At 70.3% G+C, this 24011-nt stretch carries 22 protein-coding genes and 1 tRNA gene; 9 read left to right on the top strand and 14 right to left on the bottom strand.

The features are described from left to right. The first annotated feature begins 194 nt into the window (after positions 1-194). Positions 195-1457 (top strand): ABC transporter substrate-binding protein, encoded by a 1263-nt coding sequence (locus tag ABT369_RS16495; protein ID WP_350612727.1) that lies wholly within the window; start codon positions 195-197, stop codon positions 1455-1457. Between the two features lie 444 nt (positions 1458-1901). Here ABT369_RS16495 and ABT369_RS16500 read toward each other — a convergent pair whose 3' ends face one another. The 5 genes from ABT369_RS16500 to ABT369_RS16520 form a co-directional block, all read right to left on the bottom strand. Continuing rightward, a complete protein-coding gene (locus tag ABT369_RS16500; RefSeq protein WP_350612728.1) occupies positions 1902-2729 on the bottom strand; it encodes an ABC transporter ATP-binding protein in 828 nt (275 codons plus the stop codon). Beyond that, positions 2726-3724, bottom strand: coding sequence for an ABC transporter ATP-binding protein (locus tag ABT369_RS16505; protein ID WP_350612729.1), 999 nt, complete (start codon positions 3722-3724; stop codon positions 2726-2728). Before ABT369_RS16505 ends, ABT369_RS16500 begins: the two co-directional genes overlap by 4 nt. Further along, entirely contained in the window at positions 3714-4712 is a 999-nt protein-coding gene (locus ABT369_RS16510) for a branched-chain amino acid ABC transporter permease (RefSeq protein ID WP_350612731.1), read from the bottom strand. The genes ABT369_RS16505 and ABT369_RS16510 overlap by 11 nt, the downstream gene beginning before the upstream one ends. 10 nt (positions 4713-4722) lie before the next feature. Beyond that, positions 4723-6015, bottom strand: coding sequence for a branched-chain amino acid ABC transporter permease (locus ABT369_RS16515; protein ID WP_350612733.1), 1293 nt, complete (start codon positions 6013-6015; stop codon positions 4723-4725). Between the two features lie 153 nt (positions 6016-6168). Then, complete coding sequence (locus tag ABT369_RS16520; protein WP_350612734.1) at positions 6169-6780, bottom strand: ANTAR domain-containing response regulator; 612 nt, start codon at positions 6778-6780, stop codon at positions 6169-6171. Between the two features lie 83 nt (positions 6781-6863). Between ABT369_RS16520 and ABT369_RS16525 the strand changes: the two genes are divergently transcribed. Next, positions 6864-6940, top strand: a tRNA-Leu gene (locus ABT369_RS16525). A gap of 266 nt (positions 6941-7206) precedes the next feature. On the opposite strand, the gene ABT369_RS16530 is transcribed toward ABT369_RS16525, so the two are convergent. Then, positions 7207-8022 carry a spermidine synthase gene (locus ABT369_RS16530; protein WP_350612735.1) on the bottom strand — a complete coding sequence of 272 codons (816 nt, stop codon included), beginning with the start codon at positions 8020-8022 and terminating at the stop codon, positions 7207-7209. Between the two features lie 67 nt (positions 8023-8089). Here ABT369_RS16530 and ABT369_RS16535 point away from each other — a divergent pair, with 67 nt between their 5' ends. The 5 genes from ABT369_RS16535 to ABT369_RS16555 all read left to right on the top strand — a co-directional run bounded on the left by ABT369_RS16535 (position 8090) and on the right by ABT369_RS16555 (position 13058). Continuing rightward, positions 8090-9361 carry a sensor domain-containing phosphodiesterase gene (locus ABT369_RS16535; protein ID WP_350612736.1) on the top strand — a complete coding sequence of 424 codons (1272 nt, stop codon included), beginning with the start codon at positions 8090-8092 and terminating at the stop codon, positions 9359-9361. 6 nt (positions 9362-9367) lie between these two features. Further along, positions 9368-10255: a hypothetical protein gene (locus ABT369_RS16540; protein ID WP_350612737.1), complete on the top strand. Its 888-nt coding sequence runs from the start codon at positions 9368-9370 to the stop codon at positions 10253-10255. Between the two features lie 78 nt (positions 10256-10333). Further along, positions 10334-12391 carry a hypothetical protein gene (locus tag ABT369_RS16545; protein WP_350612738.1) on the top strand — a complete coding sequence of 686 codons (2058 nt, stop codon included), beginning with the start codon at positions 10334-10336 and terminating at the stop codon, positions 12389-12391. Positions 12392-12531: 140 nt separating this feature from the next. Beyond that, positions 12532-12807: a type II toxin-antitoxin system Phd/YefM family antitoxin gene (locus tag ABT369_RS16550; RefSeq protein WP_350612739.1), complete on the top strand. Its 276-nt coding sequence runs from the start codon at positions 12532-12534 to the stop codon at positions 12805-12807. After that, positions 12804-13058 (top strand): Txe/YoeB family addiction module toxin, encoded by a 255-nt coding sequence (locus ABT369_RS16555; protein WP_350612741.1) that lies wholly within the window; start codon positions 12804-12806, stop codon positions 13056-13058. Before ABT369_RS16550 ends, ABT369_RS16555 begins: the two co-directional genes overlap by 4 nt. Positions 13059-13119: 61 nt before the next feature. On the opposite strand, the gene ABT369_RS16560 is transcribed toward ABT369_RS16555, so the two are convergent. Next, the gene (locus tag ABT369_RS16560) at positions 13120-13710 is read right to left on the bottom strand and encodes a hypothetical protein (RefSeq protein WP_350612743.1); all 591 of its coding nucleotides are present in this window, start codon (positions 13708-13710) and stop codon (positions 13120-13122) included. A 97-nt stretch (positions 13711-13807) separates the two neighbouring features. Here ABT369_RS16560 and ABT369_RS16565 point away from each other — a divergent pair, with 97 nt between their 5' ends. Continuing rightward, positions 13808-14473 carry a response regulator transcription factor gene (locus tag ABT369_RS16565; protein WP_350612744.1) on the top strand — a complete coding sequence of 222 codons (666 nt, stop codon included), beginning with the start codon at positions 13808-13810 and terminating at the stop codon, positions 14471-14473. After that, complete coding sequence (locus tag ABT369_RS16570) at positions 14470-15846, top strand: HAMP domain-containing sensor histidine kinase (RefSeq protein WP_350612745.1); 1377 nt, start codon at positions 14470-14472, stop codon at positions 15844-15846. The genes ABT369_RS16565 and ABT369_RS16570 overlap by 4 nt, the downstream gene beginning before the upstream one ends. A 6-nt stretch (positions 15847-15852) precedes the next feature. Here the strand turns inward: ABT369_RS16570 and ABT369_RS16575 are convergent, their stop codons facing one another. The 7 genes from ABT369_RS16575 to ABT369_RS16605 all read right to left on the bottom strand — a co-directional run bounded on the left by ABT369_RS16575 (position 15853) and on the right by ABT369_RS16605 (position 23955). After that, positions 15853-16791 carry a TAXI family TRAP transporter solute-binding subunit gene (locus ABT369_RS16575; protein WP_350612746.1) on the bottom strand — a complete coding sequence of 313 codons (939 nt, stop codon included), beginning with the start codon at positions 16789-16791 and terminating at the stop codon, positions 15853-15855. Continuing rightward, entirely contained in the window at positions 16788-17399 is a 612-nt protein-coding gene (locus ABT369_RS16580; protein WP_350612747.1) for an HAD family hydrolase, read from the bottom strand. The genes ABT369_RS16575 and ABT369_RS16580 overlap by 4 nt, the downstream gene beginning before the upstream one ends. 13 nt (positions 17400-17412) lie before the next feature. Then, positions 17413-18486, bottom strand: a complete 1074-nt coding sequence (locus ABT369_RS16585; RefSeq protein ID WP_350612748.1) for a carboxylate-amine ligase — start codon at positions 18484-18486, stop codon at positions 17413-17415. Then, positions 18480-19466, bottom strand: coding sequence for an aldo/keto reductase (locus ABT369_RS16590; RefSeq protein ID WP_350612749.1), 987 nt, complete (start codon positions 19464-19466; stop codon positions 18480-18482). Before ABT369_RS16590 ends, ABT369_RS16585 begins: the two co-directional genes overlap by 7 nt. A 38-nt stretch (positions 19467-19504) precedes the next feature. Beyond that, entirely contained in the window at positions 19505-21283 is a 1779-nt protein-coding gene (locus tag ABT369_RS16595) for a bifunctional metallophosphatase/5'-nucleotidase (RefSeq protein ID WP_350612750.1), read from the bottom strand. A gap of 19 nt (positions 21284-21302) precedes the next feature. After that, positions 21303-21923 carry a TetR/AcrR family transcriptional regulator gene (locus ABT369_RS16600; RefSeq protein ID WP_350612751.1) on the bottom strand — a complete coding sequence of 207 codons (621 nt, stop codon included), beginning with the start codon at positions 21921-21923 and terminating at the stop codon, positions 21303-21305. Positions 21924-22263: 340 nt separating this feature from the next. Beyond that, on the bottom strand, positions 22264-23955 hold the full coding sequence (locus ABT369_RS16605; protein WP_350612752.1) for a GmrSD restriction endonuclease domain-containing protein: 1692 nt from the start codon (positions 23953-23955) through the stop codon (positions 22264-22266). Positions 23956-24011: the final 56 nt, after the last annotated feature.

Raw genomic sequence — 24011 nt, forward strand, 5'->3', positions numbered from 1 at the left:
CCGGAACGAAAACCTCGGACAAAGCGATTCGCCTTGCGGTTGCGAACAGGAAGATTACGACTGCGCAACTTCCTTGGGCGTGTTGGGCCAAAGGCCTAGTGCCGCGCGGGCACTGTCATTAGGTTGAGCCCTCATCAGCGTCTTGGCATCTAGGCGCAACCACGCCTACCGCGCTGGTAAAAAGGAGACAGGTGATGATCCGCCCCAATCTCGGATGGCGTTCCGTCGCCGTGCTGAGCGCCGCCTGCCTGGCGCTCAGCGCGTGTGGCGACAACAAGGCCGATAGCCCCTCGACGGGCGCCACCAGCGGCGGCGCCGCTGCGGCCGGTGACGGCGTGCTCAAGATCGGCACGATCCTGCCGCAGACCGGCTCTCTGGCCTTCCTCGGCCCGCCGGAGTTCGCCGGCGTCGACGTGGCCATCAAGGAGATCAACGACAACGGCGGCGTGCTCGGCAAGCCGGTGCAGATCACCCACATGGACTCGGGCGACACCTCCACGGACATCGCCACCCAGTCGGTGAACAAGCTGCTCACGGACAAGACCGACGTCATCATCGGCGCCGCCTCGTCCTCCGTCTCGCTGTCCGTCATCGACAAGATCACGGGCGCCGGGGTCGTGGAGATCTCGCCGGCGAACACCTCGACGGCGTTCACCACCTACAACGACCACGGCCTCTACTTCCGCACCGCCCCCCCGGACACCCTCCAGGGCCGCGTGCTCGGCGACCTGATCCTCCAGGACGGCAACGCGAACGTCGGCATGCTGGTCCTCAACGACTCCTACGGCACCGGCCTCGCCGAGAACGCCAAGAAGCAGATCGAGAGCGGCGGCGGCAAGGTCGTCGCGTCGGTGACCTACGACCCGAAGGCCGCGGACTTCAGCGGTGAGGTCGGCCAGATCAAGGCGGCCAACCCGGACGCGATCGCGATCATCGGCTTCGACGAGACCAAGAAGATCGTCCCCAAGCTGGTCGAGCAGGGCCTGAAGAGCAAGAAGTGGTACTTCGTGGACGGCAACATCGCCGACTACTCGAAGGACTTCCCGGCCGGCACGCTGACCGGCTACAAGGGCACCCAGCCCGGCGCCGAGACCAAGGCCGACTTCAAGCAGCGCCTGCTCGCCGCGAACAAGGACCTGAAGGACTTCAACTACGCCGTTGAGTCCTACGACGCGACCATCCTCGCGGCCCTGGCCGCCGAGGAGGCCGGCAGCGACAACCCGGCCGAGATCGCCAAGCACCTCATCACCGTCTCCAAGGGCGGCGAGAAGTGCACCACGTACAAGCAGTGCGTGGACCTGATCAAGGCCAAGAAGGACATCGACTACGACGGCCTCTCCGGCCCGATCTCCTTCAACGACGCCGGCGACCCGGCCGAGGCCACCATCGGTGTCTACACCTACGGCCCGGACAACAAGCTCCTCCCGGACGTGAAGTACCAGGCCGGCAAGATCTGAGCCTGACGGCCCCGAAGGCCCCCGTCGCGCGAGCGGCGGGGGCCTTTTCGTACGTCCGCGCACAGTTCCCGATAAACGAGCGAAAAGCCGCAAAAGCCTATGGCTCGGGCCGTGTCAGTCACAGACCGTCGCTCCCGCCAGACAAAAGGGCGGTCCCCGGAGGGCCTTCGGCCGAGGGGGACCGCCCTAGCCAGGTCTGGGGGGCCAAGAACGGAACGCCGGACCCGACGGCCCCGATATGACCTCGGAAATCGCCGTTCCGCGGGCGGAACAATAACCGGACTACCAACGTCATCGTAAATATCGCATTACGCAAGCGGGCGCCGGTAAAAACGTCGTGAAATCGGGAACGAAAGCGAGCCGGATGCAGAACCGGATGCGGAGCCGAAAAAATCCCGCGCCCCCGTGGGAGGCGCGGGATTTCCGCGGTGCGAAAACGGCGGTTCAGGCCCGGGCGAGCGTCCCGAGGTACAGCTCGATGACCCGCGGGTCGTTGATCAGTCCCTGTCCCGACGCGGTGTAGGCGTTGCGGCCCTGGTCGAGCACGTAGCCACGGTCGCAGATCTGCAGGCACCGCCGCGCGTTCTGCTCGACCATCACGACCGTCACGCCGGTCGAGTTGATCTGCTTGGTCCGGAAGAACACCTCGTCCTGCAGCGCCGGCGACAGACCGGCCGACGGCTCGTCCAGCAGCAGCACGCTGGGCTCCATCATGAGCGCCCGGGCCATCGCCACCATCTGCCGCTCGCCGCCCGACATGAGGCCGGCCCGCTGCTTGCGCCGCTCGGCCAGGGTCGGGAAGAGCTGGGTGACGAAGTCGAAGCGCTCTTTGAACCGCTTGGGGCGCAGGAACGTGCCCATCTGCAGGTTCTCCTCGATGGTCAGCGCCGCGAAGACGTTGTTCGTCTGCGGCACGAAGCCGATGCCCCGCTCGACCAGCGCGTGCGCCTTGAAGTTGGTGATGTTCTCCCCGCGGAGCGTGACCGCGCCGGAGCGGATGTTCACCAGCCCGAACATCGCCTTGAGCAGCGTGGACTTGCCGGCGCCGTTCGGGCCGATGATGCCCACGAGCTCGCCGTCGTGCACGTAGAGGTCGGCGCCGTTGAGGATGTTGACGCCGGGCAGGTATCCGGCGACGACGTCGTCCGCCCGCAGGATCGCGCCCTCGGCCTTCTCCAGGTGCTCGGAGCGGTCGACGATCTCGTTGCTGGCCGGCGCCTCGGTCTCGTCGGGCAGCTCGGTCTCGTCGGGCAGTTCGGGAGAGACGGTCACGGTCGGTCCTTTCCGTCGGAGCCGTCGGCCCGCGACTGCTCCTGCTCGAGCTCGTCGACGGCCGGGATCAGGGCCACGTCGCCGCCCTCGGCGAGCTCGCCGGCGTCGACCTCCTCGCCGCCGACGGTCTTGACCGCGCCGTCGTGGTGGGCGCCCAGGTAGGCGTCGATCACCCGCGGGTCGGCCATGACCTTGTCCGGGGTGCCCTCGGCGATCACGCCGCCCTGCCCCATGACGATGATCCAGTCGCTGATGTCGTGGACCATGTCCATGTCGTGCTCGACGAACAGCACCGTCATGCCGTCCTCGCGCAGCTGCTTGACGTGGCCGAGCAGCGACTGCGTCAGGGCCGGGTTCACGCCGGCCATCGGCTCGTCGAGCATGACCATGTCGGGCTGCACCATGAGGGCCCGGGCCATCTCCAGCAGCTTGCGCTGGCCGCCCGAGAGGCTGCCGGCGAAGTCGTCCTTCTTGGCGATGAGCTTGAAGCGGGTGAGCAGATCCTCCGCGCGGGCGGTGATCTCCTCCTCCTGCTGCTTCCAGATGCCCGGGATCAGGGCGCGCCAGAAGCCCTCGCCCTTCTGCCCGGTGGCGCCCAGCCGCATGTTGTCCATGACGGTGAGCTTGGACAGCGCCTTGGTCAGCTGGAAGGTGCGGACCATGCCGGAGCGGGCGACCTTGTGTGCCGGTACCCCGGAAAGGCTCTTGCCATTGAAGGTCCAGGACCCCTCGTCCGGCACGTCGAAGCCGGTGAGCAGGTTGAAGAACGTCGTCTTGCCGGCGCCGTTGGGCCCGATGAGCGCGGTGATCGAGCCGCGCTGCACCTCGGCGTGCTTGACGTCGACGGCGGTGAGGCCGCCGAAGCGGCGCACGACGCCGTCGGCGACGAGGATCGGGTCGGGCTTGGGCACACCCGGCTCGCACGCGACGTCGGCCAGGGCCGCCGTCGCCCGCTCCTTGGCGGTGCCGGTCGCCTGCAGGGGCTCAGCGGACATCGAGCATGACCTCCCTCTTGTCGCCGAAGATGCCCTGCGGCCGGTAGATCAGCAGCAGGATCAGGCCGATGCCGACCAGGATGTACCGCACCGAGCCGGCCTGGTTGGTGCTGATCAGCCACGACGGGATGTCCTTGTGGTTGATCGCCTCGGACAGCGTCGAGTCGATGAAGACGAGCAGCACCCAGAAGATCGACGCGCCGACGACGGGGCCGAAGACCCGCGCCGCGCCGCCGAGGATGACGATCGTGTACGCGAAGAACGTGAACTCCGTGCCGTACGTGTCCGGCTGCACCGCGGCCCGGTCGAGGGCGAAGACGAAGCCGCCGAGCGCGCCGATGACACCGCCGAGGACCAGCGACTGCATCTTGTAGGAGAAGACGTTCTTGCCGAGGCTGCGCACCGCGTCCTCGTCCTCGCGGATGGCCTTGAGCACGCGGCCCCACGGGCTCTTCATCAGCAGCCAGACGACCAGGCAGGCCAGCAGCACGAGGCTCCAGCCGACGACCAGCACCCACAGCTCACGGTCGGTGAACGTGATGAGGTCGGCGATGTTGACGCCCTTGCTGCCCTGGAACGGGCTCAGGTCGTAGAACTCCTGCGAGAAGTTCTGCAGGCCGTCCGAGGCGCCGGTCCACTTGCGCAGGCCGGTGGCCCGGTAGATGAGCCGGATGATCTCGGCCGCGGCGATCGTGACGATGGCCAGGTAGTCCGCGCGCAGCCGCAGGGTCGGGATACCGAGCAGCAGCGCCAGGATGATCGCGGCGGCCAGGCCGATCGCGACGCCGAGGAAGAACGGCAGGCCGAACGTGGAGACCGTGATCGCGATGCCGTAGGCCCCGACGCCCAGGAACGCCGACTGCCCGAAGTTGAGCAGGCCAGTGTATCCGAAGTGGACGTTGAGGCCGACGGCCGCGAGCGCGTAAGCAATAGTGGTGGACCCGATGATCGCTTCCAGCGAGACGCTGAAGATGGAGTGCCAGTTCATCGTGTCCCCCTCAGCCGATCCGGGTCCGGCGGCCGAGGATGCCCTGCGGCCGGAAGAGCAGGATCACGATCAGTACGGCGAGCGCGCCGACGGTCTTGAGCTCGGACGGGATCACCAGCGTCGACAGCTGCACGAACAGGCCGATCACGAGACTGCCCACCAGGGCGCCCCAGGCCGTGCCGAAGCCGCCGAGCGTGACGGCCGCGAAGACCAGCAGCAGGATCTGGAAGCCCATCTGGTAGCCGACGTTCTGGTAGGTCCCCAGCAGCACGCCGGACAGCGCGGCCAGGCCGCCGCCGAGCGTCCAGACCAGCCGGATGATGCGGTCGACGTTGATGCCGGAGGCCGCGGCGAGGGCCGGGTTGTCGGCGACCGCGCGGGTCGCCTTGCCCAGCCGGGTGCCGAGCAGCGCCCAGGACACGCCCACGATGGCCAGGATGGCGATCACGTCGCAGACGAGGTTCTTCGGCGCGATGGTGAACGGCCCGTACTGGTGGCCCGGCTGGCCGTTGTACTGCCCGAAGGACTTGGCCTCGCCGCCGAAGAAGTACAGGAAGATGTACCGCAGGGCGAGGGACAGACCGATCGAGATGATCATCGTGGTCACCATGTTGGTGCGGCGCCGGCGCAGCCAGCCCCAGAACACCCGGTCCTGGGTATAGCCGCCCACCGCGCCGATCACGACCGCGATGAGGCCCGACAGGACCAGCGGCAGCCCGATGGTCACGTTGAACAGGAAGGTCATCAGCGCGCCGAAGGTGACCAGCTCGCCGTGGGCGAAGTTGGTCAGGCCGGTGGTACCGAAGATCAGCGAGACGCCGAGCGCGGCCAGCGCGATGATGAGCGCGAAGTGGATGCCGGTGTAGAGCAGGTCCGCGTAGCGGTCGAAGCTCGACGGCGCCTTGGGCGCACCCGGGTTGTTCTGGCCGGCGGCACCGGCCGCCCCGCCGAGCGGGAAGAGCACGTTGCGTGCCTGCCCGTCGGCCACGGCCGGCGTCAGGCTCGGGCGGTTGTTGGTCAGGGTCAGACCGGACGGGAGCGTGGACACGTCGAGGTCGACCCGGTACGTGCCGGGGCCCGGGACGGCGATGGTCCATTTGCCCTGAGCGTCTGAGGTTGCTACGCCGACGGACGCGCCGTCCTGGGTGAACGCACTGATCTTGACCCCGGCGACGGGTGCGTCGCCGTTCTTCAGCGTTCCCTGCAACGCCTCTCCCTCGGCCCAGGCGCTCGTAGCGCCGACGCCGAAGGAGAGCATCACGCAGGCCAGGAAGGCCGTGAGCATGATCACGGCTCTACGCAATGGTGCTCCTCGAATAACGGTGACTCACGGTGCATCCCGACCCTCGGGACTGGCGGATCATAGCCCGGGGTACAAGGCATTTGCGCGCCGTTACCAAGCCGTTATTCGATGTCGAGCAAGCTGCCACAAAACATGCCGTGCGCAGGTAAAAGGTCAGGACTCCGCGGTTACGGTGCTGTTTCCGCCGGCGGTCTCGGCAATGATGCGATCGGCCACTTCCCGCATCGTCATGCGGTGATCCATCGCGGTGCGCTGGATCCATTTGAAGGCCTGCGGCTCGTTCATGCCGTACGTCGCCATGAGCTGGCCCTTGGCGCGCTCGACGACCTTGCGCGTCTCGAGCCGCTCGGTGAGCGTCGCCACCTCGGACTCGAGCACCGCCAGCTCCGCGTACCGCGACACGGCGATCTCCACCGCCGGCACCAGGTCGCTCTTCTGGAACGGCTTCACCAGGTAGGCCATCGCGCCCGCCGCGCGCGCCCGCTCCACGAGGTCCCGCTGGCTGAACGCCGTGAGGATGACGACCGGCGCGATTCGCCCGCCGGCGATCTTCTCGGCCGCCGCCAGCCCGTCCATGATGGGCATCTTGATGTCCAGGATCACCAGGTCGGGCTTGAGCTCCTCGGCGAGCCGGACAGCCGTCTCGCCGTCGCCGGCCTCGCCGACGACGTCGTAGCCCTCCTCCACGAGCATCTCGCGCAGGTCGAGGCGGATGAGCGCCTCGTCTTCCGCGATGAGCACCCGACGGCTCTGTGCCTCGGCCACAAGCCTCTCCCGATCCGATCCGACGCGTCCGACGGCGGTTACCGTCGCGATCAGAGTAGTGGGTACCCTAGTGCGGCGTACTCGTCCCGGTATCCCAATCGGCAGAGGAACGGAGCTCAAACCTCCGACAGTGTGGGTTCGAATCCCACCCGGGGCACCAAACCGGCACACAAGCCCCACGAGAACGTGACGCCGGACACCATATGGCCGGCGTAACTACCACGGCGCGCGCGGGTCGATACGGGTTCCGTCGATCCCCGCGGCCTTGAACGAGCACTCAGGACGCACCTCGACCGCCTCCCACCGCGACCTTAACACGCATCGGCACATGTCAGATATTTCGCCCGACAGGGTAAATATCGGGCAACGGCAAGGCTTGTCCCGATCGGCCACCTGCGATCGGCAACGCGAGCCAAAGTGGGGCGTCTAGTCGAGCTGGACCGGCTCGGCGCCCTCGGTCAGCAGGTCCAGGCTCGCACCCGTCACGACCTGGGCCGGCTGCCGATCGTGGCCCGCGATCGCCGCCAGCCGCTGCACCGGCAACCGGTCCGCCTCCAGCGCCGCCGCGAAGACCACGTTGCCGAAGCGGCGCCCCCGCAGCAGCTCCGGCCGCACGATCAGGCACACGTCGGCAAAGGCGGTGCGCAGGGTCGCGGCCTGGCCCCGGGAGAAGTTGAGCGGCGCGAGGTCGGCGACGTTGAGGGCGTACACGCCGCCGGGGGCGAGCAGGCGCGCCACCGAGGCCGCGAAGCCGACGTCGGAGACGCTCTCGGGCATCTGGGCGGCGTCGTACACGTCGCCGATGATCAGGTCCCAGGCGCCGGGCTCCAGGCCGGCGACGGTCGCGCGGGCGTCGCCGAAGAGCAGGTCGATCGAGGCGTCCTCGGGCAGGGGCAGGATGCGCTGGACGAACGCGGCCAGGCGGCGGTCGCGCTCGATCACGAGCTGCGGGGAGCCCGGGCGGGTCGCCGCGACGTACCGCGGCATCGTGAACGCCCCGCCCCCGAGGTGCAGCACGCGGATCGGCTCGCCCTCCGGGAACGCGGCGTCGACGACCGAGCCGAGGCGGCGGGTGTACTCGAAGTACAGGTGGGTCGGGTCGCGCACATCGACGTACGACTGCTGCACCTCCTCCACGAGGAGCGTCCAGCCGCCCTTGCGCCGGGGGTCGCGCACCAGGCGGGCCGCGCCGAACTCCCCGTTCTCGGCGATCCCGTCGATGATCTCCCGCCAGCTTCCCATTGGGGCACAACCTACCGTGCAGGTGCGAAACCCTCAGCTGAGGGCAGGACCAGCCGAATCTGCGGACATGGAGGGCCGCACCACCATCATCCGCACGGTCGACGACGTCATCGACGCCCGCGCGGTCACCACTGTCTTCCAGCCCATTGTGCGTCTCGACTCCTGGAACCACCGCAGGCATGAGGTCGTCGGCTACGAGGCACTGACCCGGGGCCCGGCCGGCACCCCGTGGGAGGAGCCGCTGCCGCTGTTCGAGGCGGCGGCCGGGCGCGGGCGCCTCGCCGAGCTCGACTGGGTGTGCCGGGCCACGGCCTACCGGACCGCCCTCGACGCCGGCCTGCCCTTCGGGCTCACGCTCTTCGTCAACGCCGAGCCGGCCGCGTTCGGGGTGCCGTGCCCGCCCGACCTGGCCCCGACGATCCTCGACGCCCAGCTGCGGCTGCGGGTGGTGGTCGAGATGACCGAACGGGCCATCGGCCACGACCCGTCGGCGCTGCTCACCGCGGCCGAGGCGTGCCGCGGGGCGGGCTGGGGCGTGGCCCTGGACGACGTGGGCGCGCAGCCGGCGTCGCTGTCGGTGATGCCGTTCGTGCACCCCGACGTGGTCAAGCTCGACCGGCACCTGACCCAGCGGCCCGCCGGCGGCGACGCCGCCCGGGTGGTCAACGCCGTCGTCGCCTACGCCGAGCGCGCGGGCGCCGCGCTGCTGGCCGAGGGGGTGGAGACCCGCGAGCACCTCGACGCCGCGCTCGGCATGGGGGCCACGCTCGGGCAGGGCTGGCTCTTCGACCGGCCCGGCCCGCTCCCGGCCGACGTGCGCACCCGCCCCGGCTCGGCCACCGTCCCGTTCGTCGTCGCGCCCGCCTCTCCCAGCGGCCGCACCCCGTACGAGCTCGTCGCCGCCCGCCGGCCCACCGCCGAGGCGACGAAGCGGATGCTGCTGCCGCTGAGCCACTACCTGGAGGCGCGGGCCCACGACCCCGCCGAGCCGCCGATGCTGCTGGCCTCGTTCCAGGAGGCGCGGCACTTCACGCCCGCGACCGCCCGCCGGTACCGTGCCCTGGCCCGCGACGCGTCCCTGGTCACGGTGCTGGGCACGGAGCTGCCGAGCGCGCCGGTGGACGGGGTTCGCGGGATCGCGCTGGCCAGCGACGACCCGCTGCGCGGCGAGTGGAACGTCATCGTGGTCGGGCCGCACTTCGCGGGCGCCCTCGTGGCCCGGGACCTGGCCGACACCGGCCCCGAGGAGCAGCGGCGGTTCACGTACGCGCTGACGTACGACCGGGATCTTGTCCTCGACGCGGCCCGTGCGCTCCTGCAGTGGGTTGTGCCAACATAGGCGTCCATGAGGCGCCTGCTCGTCGTCGCGCTGCTGGTGCTCGTCTCGCTGGGCGGGGCGGCGCTGGCCGGGCACGCGCCGCGACCGGCCCCGGCGGCCGAAGATCCGGCGCTCCCGCTTCGGGTCGAGCTCACCCAGGGGCGCGTCGACGAGGTGCGGCACACCGTGCAGATCTCGATGCACAACGACGGCGCCGACAAGCTGATCGTCGAGCGGGTCGAGCTGCAGTCGCCGTCGTTCACCGGCACCGAGCAGGTCAGGGCCGACGCCTGGCTGCCGCCGGGCGGCCTGCAGGTCGACGTGCCGGTGTCGTACGGCAAGGGCGTCTGCACCGGCGACGACCTCAAGCCGCGCGCCGCCCCCTCGTTCGTGGCCCTGCGCGTGCGCACGGAGAACGGCCCGGCCCGCGACGTGCGGTTCCCGCTGGCCGATCCGAACCCGATGCTCGACAAGTTCCTCGCGATCGACTGCCAGCAGGCGTACCTCGACCGCCAGGCGACGTTCACCTTCGGCCCCTGGACCCACCTGCCCAGCGGCTGGGTCGACGGCACCGTGGTGGTCCGGCGCACCGGCTTCAAGGGCACGATCACGCTGCGGGAGTTCGTCGGCAGCATCCTGCTCGAGGTCATGCCCGTCCCGCTGCGGGAGGCGACCCCGAAGCCCTACGGCGTGCTCCCGCCCGGCACGGACGAGCTGAAGATCCCGATCATCGTCGACGGGGAGCGCTGCACCCCGCACGCGCTCGCCGAGATCAAGAAGCCGTACGTGTTCCCGGCCTGGGTCAGCCTCGACGACGGCCCGCCGCTCTACACCGAACTCAAGATCACCGATGCCGAGGTCGCCGCGTTCAAGCCGGTCATCGACGCCTGCGCGGCCGGGCACACGCAGATGTGACGCCATCGTGACGCCGGAGTTTTAAGCCAGCTTTAGGCCGGTTGCGACGATGTGACGGCTGGTGCCATGCTCCCAGCCATGTCCGAGGCCGGTCGGCGGGCCCAAGCCGCTCTCCCCGCGGTCGCCCTACTGGTCCTCGCGACCGGGGCGGCACTGGGCCTGTCCACGCTGCTCGGCTTCGCCCCGCTGCCGCCCGCCTGGCGGATCGCCCTCACGCTCGTGATCGCGCTGCTGCTCGCGCTGGCCGCCGCCGACCAGGTGCGGGCCGCACTCACCGACTGGCAGGGGGCGGCCGCCGCCGAGTGGGGCGCACACCGCCGCCCGCGCCGCAACCTCGTCACCGGCGACATCACCCAGCCCAGCCGTTCGCTGGAGCGGCCCAAGGCCCGCCGTCCGTCCTGGGCGCGGCTCGCGATCACCGTGCCGATCGCGCTCGTCCTGGCCGCGCTCCTGTGGGTGCCGCAGGTCCCCCTGCACGCGGTGGCGCTCAAGGCGACGACGTTCTTCCTGGGGTACGCCGCCTACGCCCTGCCCGTCCTGCCGCTCCTGCTCACCTGGCCCCTCCCCCGCCTGCCCCGCGAACCGTGGCCCTGGCGGCTGCTGCTCGTCCCGGTGGCCGACCGGCGGCTGTGGCGCGGCGCCGAACTCGCCACGCTCGCCCTCGCCACCTGGGCGTTCCTGCGCGAGCGGGTGCTGACCCGGGCCACCGGCATCGTCGTGGCGACGGCCGGCCTGCTGCACGTGGTGCGCGGCAACCCCGACGTCCTCGACGGCGGCGCGGCCCGGGCCGGCGGCCTTCTGGGCTTCCTCGTCGCCGAGCCCTTGGCGTTCGTACTGTCCGCAGGCGGCGCGATCGCCCTGCTCGGCGGCGTGCTCGGGGTCGCCGCGGGGATCATCGCCGCGTCGGTCGGGCGGGCCTGGGGCACCGTCATCGGGTACGCCACCCTCGCCCTCGCCGTCGCGGTGCCCCTCGGCGCCGTGGGGGCCGGGCACTGGTATGGCTACGAGTACTTCCTGCGCACCGAGAACGGCCGCGTGGTCGTCGTCGCCGGGCTCTCCCCCACGCACCGGCAGGCGGTGCACGACACGACCCTGTCGGTCGACGGGCTCAGCCCGTCGCTGCGGCAGCTCTTCGCCGACGGGCTCCCGGTCGCCGACTACGCCGACGGGGACCGGATCGCCAAGGCCCTGGCCGCGCCGGCCACCGCCGCGGCCGACGCCTACGCCGGGGAGCAGTTCGACCTCAAGGCCGGCGAGTGCTTCGACTGGATCGGCGGGTCGTCGCAGCTGCGGTACGTCGCGCAGTGCAACGCCGCCCACGTCGGCGAGGTCACCTTCGTCGGGCACCTGCCCTTCACCGTCGACCCCGGCGAGAAGGCGGTGCAGATCGCGACCCGGGCGATGTGCGAGCAGTCCTACGGCGACTACCTCGGCGTCCCCTTCGGGCAGTCCTTCCTGACGCTGGAGAAGCCGCTGCTGCCGCCGGGGCTGGACAAGGCCTGGCACGCCAAGCCGGTCATCGCCTGCTGGCTGCAGTCCGTCGGGCCGTGGCCGCTCAAGGGCACCCGCACCGTCGCGGCGCTGCAGCAGAAGGCGGCCTGGGGCCCCGCCGGCGGCTGCAAGATCGAGGTGCCGGACGCGCTGCGGATCACCGCCGAGCAGCCCAACGTGCGCTGCGTGGCCCCCGGTCCCGAGCAGCGGCTCAGCGTGCCGGGCGCGGGCTTCAACATCGACCTCGAGTTCGCCGCGATCGGCAAGTCGGCCGGCGGGGCCCGCATCGGGGCCGGGTGCTACGACGGGTCGAACCTCGCCAACGGGTACAGCTTCGAGGTCACCGCCGACGGGGTGATCGAGATCTACAAGCACGCCGGGGACCAGCACCCCAAGGTGGCCGCCTCCGCCAAGCCCAAGAACGCCGGCCCGCCGACCACCGCCTCGACGCCGCTGCAGGTGACGTGCAAGCCTACGGGCGACGGCGGGGTCGAGCTGACCGCGTTCTCGACGGGCAACCGCAAGGCGACCTACGTGGACAAGGAGAACCCGTTCACGTCGCTGAGCCCACGCCTGGTCCTGGCCAACGCAGCCACCGGCGGCGTGGTCATGACAACAATGATCTTCAGCGCGACCCGCCTCTAGGCAGCGTGGGGCCTACAGCCTGGGGCCGTTCGCTCGACGAGCCGGCGTCGCGCATCGACAGGACCGCGGCGCATCCGCGGTTTCCCTTGGCGCTCGGGGAAAGTTGTACAATTTCTTGTACGTCAGCACTTGGGGGACTCATGCGCACCGTCAGCTACTCGGAGGTCCGGCAGAACCTGGCCAAGGTCCTCGACCAGGTCGTCGACGACGCCGAGGAGGTCGTGGTGACCCGTTCCGGTCGCGAGGCCGCGGTCATCATCTCGCTGCGTGAATACGAGTCGTTGAAGGAGACGGCCTACCTGATGGCCAGTCCCGCGAACGCCCGCCGGCTGAACGAGGCCATCGAGGAACTCCGCACCGGCGGCGGCGAAGTCCACGACCTGATCGACCCGGACGGCGCCACGGAGGCCGCGTGAAGGTCCAGTTCGCCTCCCGCGGCTGGGAGGACTATCTGAGCTGGCAGCAGAACCGCCAGATGCTCCGCCGGGTCAACCAGCTGATCGAGGACATCCGGCGCAACGGCCACGAGGGCATCGGCAAGCCCGAACAGCTGCGGGGCAACCGGGCCGGCTTCTGGTGTCGCCGCATCGACCACGAACACCGCCTCGCGTACCGCATCGTCGACGACGTGGTGCAGATCGCGCAGTGCCGCTACCACTACGAGTAGCGCTCGCCCTCTTCAGGAGCGCCTATTTCGTGCCCGCGTGGCCCGGAGCGGAGGATTGGCGTCAGGCGGCGGCTACGGCGGGCATGACCAGCAGCAGCTGGCCGCCCGGGCGGGTCGACATGCGCACCGGCAGCGCCATCATCCGGCCCGCGCGGATCAGTACCGTCGCGGTGTCCAGGTCGGCCACGCGCAGCCCCGGCGAGCCGCTGCGGGCCGGGCCGGAGACCATGAGCACGCCGCGCCAGGCGGCCTCGGCCAGGCGGCGGGAGTGGCGGACCTGGCGGGTCGAGCGTGGTTCGGTGGGCACGGCGCACAGATCGGTGTACCCCTGCGCCCACGCGCGGTCCAGGAACTGCCCGGCTCCGGGGTCGCCGAAGACGCGGAAGATCTCGTACCGGTGGCGATTCCCGGCCGTGTACCGGTGCACGCTCGCTGTACGCCCCGCGGCGGTCAGCAGCTCGGCGAGCCGCTCGGCCGCCGCCCCGCGGTTGAATTCCGCCAGCACGCCGTCGAGAGATCGTGCCCGGGAGCCCCCCAGCGCCCGGGCACGGCCTCCACCTCCACACACCCCAGTACATCGCACCAGCACGGCCGCCTCGAACGCGGCGACGGTCGAGGCCCGGTAACGCTCGCCGCTCGGCACGATGTCCACCGCACAACCGTGGCAAACGGGCGCCCGGCTGCGGGAGGGTCCGCCCCGGTTCCTTGACGAACTCTTGAAGGTGAGCCTCCCGTACCATGGGCGCACGATGCGGGTGATGCTGGTGGAAGACGACGCACGGGTGGCGGCCGCCCTGGCCACGGCCCTGCGCCGGCGCGGGCACGAGGTGGTGCACTGCCCGACCGCCACGTCCGCCCTCGATACGTTCGCGGGCGAGCCCTTCGACCTGGTGCTGCTCGATCTCAACCTGCCCGACGGCGACGGCATCGACGTGTGCCGAACGCTGCGCCGCAAGGACGAGAGCGTTGCCATCATCGCCGTGACCGCCCGGGCCGAGGAGCGCGACCGGGTCGTCGGGCTGCAGACGGGCGCCGACGACTACGTGGTGAAGCCGTATTCGATGGCCGAGCTCAACGCGCGCATCGAGGCGGTGCTGCGCCGGGCCGCACGGGCCGCGCCGCCGCCGAGCGAGGTGCTCGCGGCCGGGCCGGTCACCGTGGACGTGGCCGCGCGCCGGGTGGTCGCCGGCGGGCGTGACGTGTCGCTGACCCGCAAGGAGTTCGAGATCCTCGCGGTGCTGGCCCGCACGCCGGGGGTCGTGGTGTCCTACGACCGGCTGATCCTCGCCGTGTGGCAGACGAGCTTCGTCGGGCGGCACACCCTCGACGTCCACGTGGGCTCGCTGCGCGCGAAGCTCGACGTGCCCGGGCTCGTGCAGACCGTGCGCGGCGTCGGCTACCGCCTCGCGCCATGAGGGTCCGACTGGTCGCGGTGTACCTCGTGCTGCTCCTGCTGGTGCTGGCGGCGCTGGAGGTACCGCTGGCGATCTCTCTTGCGGGACGGGACACCCAGCGGCTGGTCGCGGACCGGCTCGCCGACGCGACGCGGTTCGCCACGCTCGCCGAGCCCGCCCTGCGCGACACCGACACCGCGGAGCTGGCCGCCGAGCTGACCCGCTACGACGACGTCTACGGGGTGGCGGCCGTGGTCGTGGACCAGGACGCGCACCAGGTCGTCGGCTCCCGCCCCGACCTGCGCCTCGCCGACGGCAACGTGTTGCGCCAGGCCCGCCGCGCGCTGGAGGGCCGGGAGGCGAGCGAGGACGGCACGGTCTGGCCCTGGCGCACCCAGCCGCTCGTCGTCGCGGTGCCGGTCGGCCGGGGCGGCGAGGTGATCGGCGCCGTCGTGACCGTCTCGCCGACCCGCAGCAACGCCAACGGCGTCGGCAGCGCGTGGGGCATCCTGGCCGGTGGCGGGCTCGTGGTGCTCTTCGCCGGCATCGTCGCGGCCTGGTCGCTGGCGCGCTGGACGCTGCGGCCGGTCGCCGAGCTCGACGCGGCCGCGCACGAGCTCGGGGCCGGCGACTACGCGGTGCGCGTCCCGGCCGCCGACGGCCCGCCGGAGCTGCGCCGCCTCGGCAGCGCCTTCAACGAGATGGCGGCGACCGTCGCCGACTCCCTGGAGCGGCAGCGCGCGTTCGTCTCGCACGCGAGCCACCAGCTGCGCAACCCGCTGACGGCGCTGCGCCTGCGCGTCGAGGACCTCGGCGCCGACCTCACCGACCCGCAGACGATCGAGGGCCACCGGCTCGCGCTGGAGGAGGCCGAGCGCTTCGGCGAGGTCCTCGACAGCCTGCTCGCCCTGGCCCGGGCCGAGCGGGGCAAGTACGACCTCGCCGACTTCGACGCGGGCGAGACCGCCTGGGCCCGGGTGCTGGCCTGGCAGCCGGTGGCCGCGAAGAAGGACATCACGCTGCGGTACGTGCGCCCGGCCCGGCCGCTGCGGGCCCGCGCCGTGCGCACCGCGATCGACCAGGCCCTGGACGCGCTCATCGACAACGCGGTGAAGTTCTCGGGGCCCGGGACGACGGTGACGGTACGCCCAAACGCCGACGACCACGGCGTGGCCCTCCACGTGATCGACAACGGCCCGGGCCTGACCGAGGAGCAGCGCGAGATGGCGACCGAGCGCTTCTGGCGCGCCCCGGACGCCCAGAACGTCGACGGCAGCGGCCTGGGCCTGCCGATCGTCGCCGTGCTCGTCGACGCCTCCGGCGGCCGCTTCGACCTGCTGCCCAACGAACCGTCAGGCCTGCACGCCCGGGTCTGGTTCCCCGCCACGCTGTGACCGGCGCTAGGCCTTCTGGTCGCGGTAGTAGCGGATCGCGCCCGGGTGCAGCAGCAGCGGCGGGGTCGAGATGGCGGAGCGGATGTTCAGCCGCGCGGCCGCCTGGTGGGCCTTCGCGAGCTCGTCGCGGCCCTCGAAGAGCAGGCGGGTCACGCCGTACGCCAGCGGCTCGCTCATCGACAGGCGCACCACGAGGTAGTTGGCGATGCCGATGGCCACGGTAGCCGTGATGCCCGTGTACGTCGAGGCCGGCACCACCCGCTCGGCGTAGTAGTCGCCGTACTCCCCACGCAGCAGCTGCACCGACTCCTCCAGCGGCAGCAGCGCGATCGGGAACGCGCGGGCCAGGTCGGCGATGGCCGCGACCGGCAGGCCGCCGGAGAAGAAGAACGCGTCGATGGTGCCCGCCTGCAGCGCCTTCACCGAGTCGTCGAGGCCGAGCGGCTGGGCGTCGACGGTGACGTGCGAGACCTCCAGCACGCGGGCGGCGGTGATCGCGGTGCCGGAGCCCTCGGCGCCGATCGAGACCTTGCGGCCCGCGAGGTCCTGCAGGCGCCGGATCCGGCTGCCGGCCGCGACGACGACGTGGATGTGGTCGTCGTAGAGGCGGGCCAGGGCGCACAGCTGCTTCGGGTGGCTCTGCTCGTTGCCGGCGGCGATGTCGGCCTGGGTGAACGCCACGTCGGCGGTGCCGTCGAGCACGCTCTGCACGTTGTACTGCGACGCCGCCGTGGTCAGCACGCTCGCGTGCACGTTGGGCAGGTACCGCTTGCACAGCTCGGCGATCGCCGTGCCGTAGCGGTAGTAGACGGCGCCCGGGCTGCCCGTGGCGATGCGCAGGTTCCCTGTGGCCTCGGCCCCGTCGTCGTCGCAGCCGGCCAGCCCGGGCAGGGCGAGCGCCGCCGGGCCGGCCGCGGCCAGGCCCAGCAGCGTCCGGCGTCTCATGCCGGCAGGCCCAGCAGCGGGCGCAGGGCCTCGATGGTCGCCGCCGCGGCCCGGTGGTGCAGCGTGGTCATGCCCAGCGCGCGGGCGGGCTTGAGATTGCCGGGCAGGTCGTCGACGTAGACGCACTCGGCCGGGTCCAGCCCGACCGCCTCGGCCCCGAGCGCGTAGATCTCCGGCGCGGGCTTGCGCAGCCCGACCTCGGCGGAGATCACGACGCCGTCGAAGAGCTCGGCGAGCAGGACGCGGTCGTACCGGTCCAGCCCCCACGAGTTCGAGATGAGCCCGGTGCGGATGCCGGCGTCGTGGGCGGCCCGCACGAAGTCGAGCATCGCCACGTCGTCCCCGGCCTCGCCCATGAGCCGCGGAATGAGCCCCTCGGCGGCGACGCCCGGCCCGAGCAGCGCGGCGAACCCGGCCTCGAACCCGGCCTCGGGCAGTGTGCCGTCCTCGAGCCCGGCGAGCAGCTCCCGCGCCCGGGGATCGGTGCGGAACAGCTCCCGAACGGTCCCGGGCGCCAGCCCCTCCCGCGCGCAGAACGCGTCGAACGACGCGAACACGTCGGTGGTGAGCACGCCGCCCCAGTCGACCAGCAGACCCCTGTGCGTCATGCCCCGAGGGTAGTCACCCCTTCGCGGTCTCGGCGGCGAGGGCGAGCACCACCTCCCGGTGCGACCCGGCCTGGCGCTGCCGGTGGGCGGAGGTCCCGCGGGAACGGAGGGCGGCCAGGAGCTCCAGCGCGGTGTCCCACTCGTCGCGGGCCTCCAGCGCCGGGCGCACGTGCTGCAGGAGCGCGTCGATGCGGACCCCGGCCGGGACCGCGGAGCGGGTCGTCGGGTCGACGAGGTGCCCGCCGAGGCCGGAACGGGCCGCGCGCCAGGTGGCCGCGCGCAGCAGCACCTGCGGCGCCTCCGGCAGCGGCCGGCCGGCGTCGTCCTCCTCGGCGGCGACGGTGACCAGGGCCCGGGCGAGCGCGGCCAGCAGCACCACGTCGTCGAGGTCGGGGCAGGAGTCGGCGACGCGCACCTCGACGGTCGGGTAGCGGGCCGACGGGCGGGCGTCGAAGTACACCATCCCGGCGTCGCTGATCACGCCACTCTCCACGAGGGTGGCGACGACCCGCTCGTACTGCGCCGCCGAGTCCAGGTCCGGCGGCGGCCCGACGGTGGGCCAGCGCGAGGTGACGATCGTGCGGTAGCTGGCGTAGCCGGTGTCCTGGCCGGCGAAGTACGGCGAGGAGACGCTGAGCGCCAGTAGGGTCGGCAGCCACTCCCGGATGCGCCGGGTGATCCGCACGGCCTGGTCGCGGTCCGGCACCCCGACCTGCACCTGGCACGCGGCCACCTGCTGCTCGTCGACGAGCTGCATGTACTCCTGGGCCATGCGCTCGTAGCGCTCGTCCGGGTACACCCGGCTGGGCGTGCTCCCGGAGCTCGGCACGGTGCCGGCGGAGACGATGGCCAGCCCGTGCCGGCCGGACGCATCCACGAGCGAGCGCCGCTTCTCGGCCAGGTCGGCCCGCAGCGCGCTCAGGCCGGTGTGCACGGCGCTGGCGGTCTCGACCATCGACCGGTGCAGCTCCGGCTCGGCGTCGGCGCCGCGCAGGACCCGGCGGGCGGCCGGCTCGAGGTCGCCGGTCTCGCCGTTGACGACGTGGAACTCCTCCTCCACCCCGACGGTGTCCCCGACGCCTACCACCGGCCGTGCACCGACTCACGCACGAGGTCGTCGTACACGCGGGCGACCGCGTCGTGGGTCTGCGCCGGCAGCGGCGGGAGCGCGGCGGCCCCGGCGTTGCCGCGGGCCTGCTCGCCGTTGCGGGCGCCGGGGATGACCACGGAGACGGCGGGGTGGTCGATGATCCAGCGCAGCGCGAACTGGGTCATGGTGGCGCCCTCGGGCTTGAGCTCGGCCAGGCGGCGCACGGCCCGCAGACCGGTGCCGAAGTCGACGCCCGAGAAGGTCTCGCCCTGGTCGAAGGCCTCGCCATGGCGGTTGTACGTCCGGTGGTCGTCGGCTCCGAAGGTGGTCTGCTCGTCGTACCGGCCGGAGAGCAGCCCGCTGGCCAGCGGCACCCGGGCGATGATGCCGACCCCGGCCTTCTCGGCCGCCGGCAGGACCTCGTCGAGCGGCTTGAGCCGCAGCAGGTTGAAGATGATCTGGACGCTGGCCACGTTGGGCCGGGCGATCGCGGCGAGGGCCTCGGCGGTCGTCTCGACGCTCACGCCGTACGCCTTCATGCGCCCTTCGGCGACCATCTCGTCCAGCCCGTCGAACACGGCGCCGGTGTGGTAGACCTCGGTCGGCGGGCAGTGCAGCTGCACCAGGTCGAGGGTGTCGACGCCGAGGTTCTGCCGCGAGCGGTCGTTCCAGGCGCGGAAGTTGTCGAGGTTGTAGTTGGGCGCCTCCTGGGGCACCCGCCGCCCCATCTTGGTCGCCACGGTGACCGTCCGGTCCTGCGGCAGCGAGCGCACGAACTGCCCGACGAGGCGCTCGCTGCGCCCGTCGCCGTACACGTCCGCGGTGTCGATGAACGTCACGCCCGCCTCGTGCGCGGCGGTCAGGGTCGCGAGCGCGTCGTCCTCGTCGACCTGGCCCCAGTCGGCGCCGAGCTGCCACGCGCCGAGTCCGACGACACCCACGGGGACACCGGTGCGCCCCAGAATCCTCTCCTGCATGGAGACCACCCTAAGGCGCACCGGATCACGCCGCCCGGCTAGAACACGGGGGTTCCCTCGCGCACGAGCTTCCAGTTGGCGACGAAGAAGTCCGCGGGGTCGATGGAGCCCTTGGCCTGGGCCCAGTCGATGAGCAGCTGGCGGATCTCCTGCTGCGCGTTGTACACCTGCGTCTTGACGATCCCGGGGAAGTTCCCGCCCCCGGAGCGCCGGTAGTTGTTCACCGCGACGACGAACTGCTCGGCGTCGCCGACCGGGGCGCCGGTGCCGGGGTGCACGAGCCGGGTGATGCGCTGGCCGACCGGCTTGGAGATGTCGATGTCGTACTCCACGCCCGAGAGCGTGTCGTAGTTGTAGTCCGGCACCGCCGGGTCGCTGATCGTGGCCGGGTCCACCGGGGCGCCCGGGGCGAGCGTCACGAAGTACTTCGCCGAGTACTCGAGGTAGGCCCGCACCTCGGCGCCGGTGAGCACGACGGCCTCGAGCGTGTTGTCGTAGATGTAGAGCCCCGCGACGTCCTTGATCTTCACCTGCCCGGCCGGGAACAGCGCGGTGCGGGAGAAGGGCGCGGCGATCGACAGCACCGGCAGCGACGCGTACTGCCCGCCGGCCATGGCCGCGGCCACGGTGTCGGTCTGCACCTTGTTGATGTAGTCGAGGATCGCCGTGTCCTTGTAGCGCGACTCGGCCGCCGAGAGCTCCTGCGTCGAGGTCGCGACGACCTGGTTGACGTAGGCGACGGTCGTGTTGTGCTGGGCCTTCACCGCGGCGAGGACGACCGGGTCGGCCGCGTACGCGTTGGTGTTGATGGTCGAGGCCGCCTTGGTGGTGATCTGCCAGCGGCCCCGGTCGCGGCTGAGCGTGAAGTCCATCCGGGTGACCCGCTGGCCCCACTTCGACGGCTCGGACAGCAGCACCTGCGCGCCCGTCGCCGTGTTGGTCACGAAGCGCTGCGGCACCTCGTTGTGCGCGTGGCCGAACAGGATCGCGTCGATGCCCGGCACCTGCGCGGCGATGAGCGCCGACGGGTTCTCGTTGGGCAGCTCGGGGCCGTAGCTGCTGGTGCCGCTGTCGCCGCCGTGCGCGCTGATGAGCACGATGTCGGCGCCGCGGCGGCGCATCTCCGGCACGTACTTCGCCGCGGTCGCGACCATGTCGTCGAAGCGCAGCTTCCCCTCGACGTTGGCCCGGTCCCAGATGGCCACGCCGGGGTTGGTCAGGCCGAGGATGCCGACGCGCAGGTTGGGCGCGCCCTGGCCGAGGTCGACCTTTTTGATGACGTACGGCGTAAAGGCCGGTCGCCCGGTCTTGGCGTTCACCGCGTTCGCGGCCAGGGCCGGGAACCCGAGCTGGCGAATCCACAGGTCCAGCAGCGGCAGCCCGTAGTTGAACTCGTGGTTGCCCAGCGTCACGGCGTCGTAGCGGATGACGTTCATCGCCCGCGCCATCGGGTGCCGCTCGTGGGTGGTGGTGATCGGCTCCTGCTTGGCGTAGTACGTGGCCAGCGGCGTGCCCTGGATGGTGTCGCCGGCGTCGAGCACGAGGGTCGCCTTGCCGCGGCGCTCGGCCCGGATGGTGTTCACGACCGTCGCGGCCTTGGCCAGTCCGACGTCGTTGTGGGCGCTGTCGTCGTACTCCGCGTCGCGGTAGTAGTCCCAGTTGTAGACGTTGCCATGAGTGTCGGAGGTGCCCAGCAGGGTCAGGTCCCAGGTCTTCGGGCCGCTCGGGTGCGCCTCGGCGGCCGAGCCGGCGACGAACGGGGCCGCCGCCGCGGCCGCGGCGGCCGCGAGGACCCCGCGCCGGGAGAGGTTGGTCATGTCACGCCTTCCATGGTGATCAGTCCGCCTCGTGGGCGTCCCGAGCACCATAACCGCCGATCAATGACCGGATCCCGTTCAGATATGTGGCATTGTCCACGCTTCCGGCCAGGACGTGCTGAATCACGTACCCCTGCACCAACCCCATGACGACCGCGGCCACCGCGCCCGGGTCGGCACCGGGGTCGAGCAGCCCGGCGTCGCGCTGCCGCGTGACCAGCGCCGTCGCGCTCGCCCGGATGCGGCCGTAGATCCCGCCGACGAGTTCGGCGAACGCGGGGTCGTAGGCGGCCTCGCCCCACACCTGCACCGCGATGCGCACCGGCCCGCCGCCGCCGAGGTTGCGGTCGACCTGGCCGATGAGCTCGGCGAAGGCCTCGGGCAGGGCCGGGGGCGGGTCCTGGGCGAGCAGCTGCTCCAGGGTGCCGAGGATGCTGCCGACCTTCTCCTCGGCGATGGCGTGGATGAGCTCGGCTTTACTGTTGAAGTACCGGTAGAACGCCCCGACCGAGAGCCCGGCCTCCTTGATCACGTCCTGCATCGAGGTCTGGTGGAAGCCGTTGCGCAGGAAGCAGCGCGTGGCGGCGTCGAGGATCTGCTCGCGGCGTGCGGCGAGGTGCGCTTCGGAGACGCGGGGCATGTTCCTGATAGTAGAGCGAACGCTCGCTTTCCAACGGTCAAGCCCGGGCACGAGACCAGCTCACCGGCAGGCCGTCGTCACGCGGGCGGGGCGCTCGGCTCGCCACAAGTTCCCCAGGTCGGAGCCGGCGCCACAGGCGCCGGCTCCGACCTTTAGGTCCCATACAGCTGCGGAGTACAGCAGTCGCCAGCTCGGCTAGACGAACATGTGCGGTCGGGCGGCGTTGTGCCCGGCTCGGGGCGACAGCGCCACTCCGTCGAGCTCACTCGGCACAGGTTCCGAGCCCGCTCCCGGTGCGGTGTCGCCGAAACTTGTCACACCGAAACAGAAGACGAGCTCGCTAGTCAAGGGTGTCGTCAGAGTCGTCATCCAGGGCCGCGGTCTGCGCCTCCGAGGCGATGTTGATCGACGCGCCTCCAATGAGCTGGAGGGCCCGTTCATGAAGCGTGGCCGATCGGGCCTTCAGGAACGCCTCGTAGTCATCCGCCAGAGCGGCCTGGTACGCCTCAGGTGAAATGAGGCATGTCGTCAAGCGGGCGAGGAGAACGTCTTCACCGACGTCTTGGATGATTCTACGCAAGTAGACCGACGGAGGGGTGTCCCTGATCTGGATATTGCTCCATGACGTCAGGAAGACCATGTTGGCAATGGCGTTAATTTTCCTTGCCTTCGCTCCGGTGTAGCCTTTGTGGGCCAGGAAGCCTCGGGGAAAGAAGTGATGAACCTCCTTGTCGTTCCCCCAGGCGAGCGACTTTCCGACGTCGATCCTCGATCCATTTATGAGATCGATTGGTTGTTCATGTGCGAACATTAGTGCCGCCATCTTTGCTGTTGCGCTGTTCGCTCGGAAGTCCTTGCTTGTCCAGATGCCGGCGGTTGGAGTTACGGTCGGTGTACCGATTCCATCCTGTCTTCCAGAGGCGAAAGCGGTGATTGATTCAAGATCGCTAGCCATCTGGCCGGTGTTCCATCCCCCAAAATACGTCGCCAGTGTGGTGCTCCAGAACCATCGTCGAATTTCCGTCAGTTGCCCGGTGTTCGGGTACGGCATCTGACGGAAAATTTCCGCCAAGACGGCAAATTGATTTACATATGGCAATGCGTTTGATCCTGGCACGCCGATCTGCGTCGCCAGGAAGTCCGCCGCGAGCTTCGAGCCCTCCGACGCAGCGGCGACGGCTGCGTGCAGCTCGGCCTCAGACTTGCCGCGGAGCGCATCCATGGATTCTGACGAGAAGCCGATTTCGGCGGCTGCCGCAATAGTACGGAGGACGGTTTTCCGATCGATTCGATGAAAGTTCTTTGGTGTCAGTTGCGTGATTACCTCATTGATGGCATCCACCAGATCAAAGGAGGGCGACCAGGTGGCCGCACGCATTAGGTCGACGATGGTCAGAGGAGTGCCTGTGCTGTTGATGCGCTCGAAGACCGGAGCGACATCTTTGACCGACATGTCGCCGAGCGTAACCACGGGAAGAAGGTAGTCGGCGAATCTGTCGAAAAGCTTGTGCGCTCGTTGTTTTAAGGCTTCATCCTCCAGGGCAACAAGACTGCTAAAGAAGGTTGACGGATTGGAAAGCTTGCGAACGGGTATCTGATACGCAGGATGGCCGTCGATCGTATCCAGGTGTACAAACGATCGGTTCTGCAAGTCGTACGCAATGTTCCAGACGCTGGTTGGATCGCCCGGCGTCCAGAATAGAGCTCCACATACGGTGGACAAGCGCTGCTGTCCGTCAAGCAGGTAGTTGACGGGATAATCGGGTCTTGCTGGCTGAACTTCAAGGTCGGCGATACTCCGCTCGCTCGCCAACCTCTCGCGCGACTGCCAAAGAAGAACGCTCCCGATTGGGTAATTCAGGGCTATGGAGTCCAGTAGGTCGCGCATCTGCTTCCTACTCCAGACGAAATTTCGCTGAAACCTAGGAAGAAGAATGTCCCCCAGAAGGATACGGTTGGCCAGCTGCAAGATCCGCTCGGCGGCTGGTTTGGGGTCCCGGAACGCCGATCGCTCTTGCGGAGTCGTGGTCATGCACCGACCTTTCTGCTTGTGGTCATCGATTATCGGGACGATAGTCGATGCCGAGG

Origin of the sequence: Dactylosporangium sp. NPDC000244 (assembly GCF_040300725.1) — a bacterium.
Lineage (GTDB): Bacteria > Actinomycetota > Actinomycetes > Mycobacteriales > Micromonosporaceae > Dactylosporangium.

Bases quoted from the DNA above. Each gene is read 5' to 3' on its own strand.
- ABT369_RS16605 (WP_350612752.1), bottom strand. From the start codon at position 23,955: ATGACCACGACTCCGCAAGAGCGATCGGCGTTCCGGGACCCCAAACCA.
- ABT369_RS16575 (WP_350612746.1), bottom strand. From the start codon at position 16,791: ATGAGACGCCGGACGCTGCTGGGCCTGGCCGCGGCCGGCCCGGCGGCG.
- ABT369_RS16590 (WP_350612749.1), bottom strand. From the start codon at position 19,466: ATGCAGGAGAGGATTCTGGGGCGCACCGGTGTCCCCGTGGGTGTCGTC.
- ABT369_RS16530 (WP_350612735.1), bottom strand. From the start codon at position 8,022: ATGGGAAGCTGGCGGGAGATCATCGACGGGATCGCCGAGAACGGGGAG.
- ABT369_RS16565 (WP_350612744.1), top strand. From the start codon at position 13,808: ATGCGGGTGATGCTGGTGGAAGACGACGCACGGGTGGCGGCCGCCCTG.
- ABT369_RS16545 (WP_350612738.1), top strand. From the start codon at position 10,334: ATGTCCGAGGCCGGTCGGCGGGCCCAAGCCGCTCTCCCCGCGGTCGCC.
- ABT369_RS16495 (WP_350612727.1), top strand. From the start codon at position 195: ATGATCCGCCCCAATCTCGGATGGCGTTCCGTCGCCGTGCTGAGCGCC.
- ABT369_RS16580 (WP_350612747.1), bottom strand. From the start codon at position 17,399: ATGACGCACAGGGGTCTGCTGGTCGACTGGGGCGGCGTGCTCACCACC.
- ABT369_RS16600 (WP_350612751.1), bottom strand. From the start codon at position 21,923: ATGCCCCGCGTCTCCGAAGCGCACCTCGCCGCACGCCGCGAGCAGATC.
- ABT369_RS16510 (WP_350612731.1), bottom strand. From the start codon at position 4,712: ATGAACTGGCACTCCATCTTCAGCGTCTCGCTGGAAGCGATCATCGGG.
- ABT369_RS16505 (WP_350612729.1), bottom strand. From the start codon at position 3,724: ATGTCCGCTGAGCCCCTGCAGGCGACCGGCACCGCCAAGGAGCGGGCG.
- ABT369_RS16550 (WP_350612739.1), top strand. From the start codon at position 12,532: ATGCGCACCGTCAGCTACTCGGAGGTCCGGCAGAACCTGGCCAAGGTC.
- ABT369_RS16595 (WP_350612750.1), bottom strand. From the start codon at position 21,283: ATGACCAACCTCTCCCGGCGCGGGGTCCTCGCGGCCGCCGCGGCCGCG.
- ABT369_RS16535 (WP_350612736.1), top strand. From the start codon at position 8,090: ATGGAGGGCCGCACCACCATCATCCGCACGGTCGACGACGTCATCGAC.
- ABT369_RS16570 (WP_350612745.1), top strand. From the start codon at position 14,470: ATGAGGGTCCGACTGGTCGCGGTGTACCTCGTGCTGCTCCTGCTGGTG.
- ABT369_RS16540 (WP_350612737.1), top strand. From the start codon at position 9,368: ATGAGGCGCCTGCTCGTCGTCGCGCTGCTGGTGCTCGTCTCGCTGGGC.